Raw genomic sequence first — 3141 nt, 5'->3', positions numbered from 1 at the left:
CTTAACAAGTCTGCCGACACCCTTACCCTCAGAGCCTATAACAAGGGCAACAGAGCCTTTAAGGTTTGCATTATAGAAGGTTTCCCCATCCATATCTGCACAGTAAATCCAGACACCGCGTTCTTTGAGTTCATCAATCGGCTTTTCCATGAGCGCCTCAATGAGTTCCTTGAAATCACCGTTGTTGACGTATCCATTTACGCAATTCTTGGTTTCTTCCGAAATCTGGACTTTTGCATTTTCGTCGTTGACCGATTCCAAGTACAATGTGTTGTTGGATTTGTAGTAAGCTCCGCCCGGGAACTCGCAAGATGCCTTTTCACTCGGCCTTTCGGCCCAAACAGTAGAAACAAGGCAAGATAATGCCGCAACGGTAGCGGCAGTAAGAACTTTTCCGTTCATGATTCCTCCAAATTTTTTTGGCGGAACGCAATGTAGAAAAATGAGGCTTGAACAGATGTTTTATTTATATTACATGTAAAATAAAAAAACAAGACAAATTACTTTGCCTTGTTTTGCTAAACCTTGAACGGAGGCTTATATATTAGCCGAGTTCGTCGCAGTAGTCACCACCATCGCAGCTTTCGGGTTCTTCGCCACTACCGGCGAGCAAGCAAGCCTGAGCTTCGAAATCCACGATTTCCATTTCCGGTGCTTTATATTCTTTCTTTTCCATAATCAACCCCTAATAATTACTTTTGGACCTTGGTGTTGCCGATGAACATGCCCTTGTTTTGGGGCTTGCTGTTCAGCTTGCGACCCTTGAGATCGAACCAACCGTTTACCTTTACGATTTCGCCCGTGGCCGTGTTCCAGCGCGCAAGGCGGGTAGTGCCATTATTCTTGTCGATGAGCTTTACGCCAATCGTTTCGGGCAGTTCGGCGACATCGGATTCAGTAGACTTTTGAAGAGCCTTGTCGCCTTTGTAAATCAGGTAAGCGCGCAGCGGCGGAACAAAGGCGCCTGCACCGACTTTGGTGAACTGGCCGGCTTTGACTTCGCCCTTGTTCTTGGCGGCATAACCATAAACGGTACCCAGGTCGGCGTGATCCTTGTCCCAGCGGATAAAGCTGTAAGAGCCGCGCATAAGCCAGTCGCCCTGATTGCTGACTTCGCTTTTTAATGTAAGCTCGACGGAAGCCTGCGTAGAAGCGGTCACGCCGGTAGCCGTGAATTCAATTTCCTTGATACCCTGGCATTCATCTTTACTAATATCGGTAATCATCAGCATGGGCCTGTGGGCGGTACCGTCGGCAATGTCATGCTTTTCGGCGGAAATCCACATGCCGTTTTCGTCTTTGCCGTAGCTGACAGGTTCGTACAGGTCGACGCATTCGTTTGCGGACTGGTAGTTTACCGGCAAGGTGATGGTAGAGTTTGCGGCTAGAGCCGTGCTGCGTTCAACAATGACTTTGAAGTTGCCGCTTCTACTGTTGCTGATGCAATTCGCGGCATCGTTATCGACTTCGACTTTTGCGTTTTCGTCGTTGATCGATTCCAGATACAGGGTGTTGTTGGACTTGAAGAATGCCCCACCCACAAAACTGCAAGTCGGATCGCCTTCGGGTCTTGCGGCCCAGGCGCTAGAAATTAAACTAGAAACAACTACTATAGTAGCAGTAGAAAGAACTTTGTTATTCATATTTCCTCCAAATTAATTCGGCGCGCCCAAATATAGAAAAATATTCTTAATTTCAACTTTTATTTTTGTTACATACGAAATGAAAGTTTGGATAAAAAAACAACCGGGATAGTCCGGTTGCTCTCTTTAATGATATTTGAAACAAATTATTTACAATTGAAGCCTTGCAGCTCAAGCCCGGCGCGCATTTCGCCGTAGGTCGAAGTACGCTTCATGTCCATCGCCTTCATGAATCGGCAATCGTTGTCGATATGGATTTGCAAGCCTGTGAGGGTGGTGGTGACTTCGCCCTTGCCGCTTGCGCGCATTCTTGCGATAATGTCTTCGCGGTGGTCTTCCATTTCGGGCGGAATGAATACGTTGGTCACGATGTCGACATTCTTGATTTCGGCGTCGCCGAATTCGAACGAGATAGTCACCAGGTTCTTGAGGCCGTTAAACTGTCCGTTGACCTTGCAAACAAGGTTTTTCGGCGAATTCTTGGATTTCTTGGTGTTTTTGGCGGTGCTCTTCTTGGGCGTATACTGCATGGCGGCAAAGATTTCTTCTTCTTTGACGACGCCCACGAGACGGTTCACGATTTTGCCGTCTTTAATCAGGAAGAACGTGGGGAATGCCTGAATGGGGAGTGTTGCCTTGATTTTGTCGATGCCCGGTTCGTCGATACCGACCGAGGCGACCTTGATGTCGCTATAGTTTTTAGCGATACCGATGAGTGTGGGAATCATGACGAGGCAGGGCGGGCAGCTGGTCGAAGAGATTTCGAGGATGACCGGCGTTTTGGATTTCATGATTTCTTTTTCGAAATTACTGTCGTTCACCTTGACGATTTTGATGTCGTCTGCAGCGTTTGCGGTGGTGAAGGCGCCTGCAGCAAGAATTGCGGCTGCGGCAAAAGTCGCGATGTGTTTCAGGATGTTCATGACAATAAAATAGTAAATTGCTTGAGTGATAGAAAAAAGCTATTGCGCTTCGATGGCTTCGACGACTTTTATGTCGGCGCCTAGCCAGTTTACGCTGTGCAGTTCTGCAGGGGCGAGCCACTTGGCTGCCTCGTGCTCCAAAAGTTCCGGCGCCTTGCCGCCGGCAATCGTGCAAAAGTAGCAGTGCATGGTCAGGTGGAAGGCGGGGTAGTCGTGTTCCACGGTGCAAAGAAATTTACCCACGTTCACTTGGATGGCGAGTTCTTCTTGGAGTTCGCGCTTGAGTGCTTGCTGCGGGGTCTCGCCGCACTCCATTTTGCCGCCAGGGAACTCCCAGAACCCCTTGTGTTCGCCGTAGCCGCGTTGCGTAGCAAAAATCTTGTCGCCATCCTTAATGATGCCTGCTACAACTTCGATATGTTTCATGAAGCCAAATTTATGTAAAATTTTTACGGGAGAGGTCTTGAACAGCCCTTTTTGGTTATTTTATATCTAGTATGAAAAGGTTTTTGTGGATTCTTGCAATTTCATTATTGCTTTTTGCATGCGGTGACGATTCATCGTCCGGTTCTTCT

5 protein-coding genes are annotated in these 3141 nt (G+C 47.9%); all 5 read right to left on the bottom strand.

The window, feature by feature from the left end:
• On the bottom strand, positions 1-402 hold a 402-nt coding region (locus Q0628_RS09380), incomplete at its 3' end, for a TrmH family RNA methyltransferase (protein ID WP_298770402.1).
• Positions 403-544: 142 nt separating this feature from the next.
• Positions 545-676, bottom strand: coding sequence for a hypothetical protein (locus Q0628_RS09375; RefSeq protein WP_283160536.1), 132 nt, complete (start codon positions 674-676; stop codon positions 545-547).
• A gap of 16 nt (positions 677-692) precedes the next feature.
• A complete protein-coding gene (locus tag Q0628_RS09370; protein ID WP_298770398.1) occupies positions 693-1643 on the bottom strand; it encodes a hypothetical protein in 951 nt (316 codons plus the stop codon).
• Between the two features lie 146 nt (positions 1644-1789).
• On the bottom strand, positions 1790-2566 hold the full coding sequence (locus Q0628_RS09365) for a thioredoxin family protein (protein WP_298770396.1): 777 nt from the start codon (positions 2564-2566) through the stop codon (positions 1790-1792).
• A 39-nt stretch (positions 2567-2605) separates the two neighbouring features.
• Positions 2606-2992 carry a (deoxy)nucleoside triphosphate pyrophosphohydrolase gene (locus tag Q0628_RS09360; RefSeq protein WP_298770394.1) on the bottom strand — a complete coding sequence of 129 codons (387 nt, stop codon included), beginning with the start codon at positions 2990-2992 and terminating at the stop codon, positions 2606-2608.
• Positions 2993-3141: the final 149 nt, after the last annotated feature.

Origin of the sequence: uncultured Fibrobacter sp., assembly GCF_937877005.1 — a bacterium.
GTDB lineage: Bacteria > Fibrobacterota > Fibrobacteria > Fibrobacterales > Fibrobacteraceae > Fibrobacter.
The sequence above is the reverse complement of the archived record's forward strand: the minus strand, read 5'-3'. Positions and strand labels throughout refer to the sequence as shown.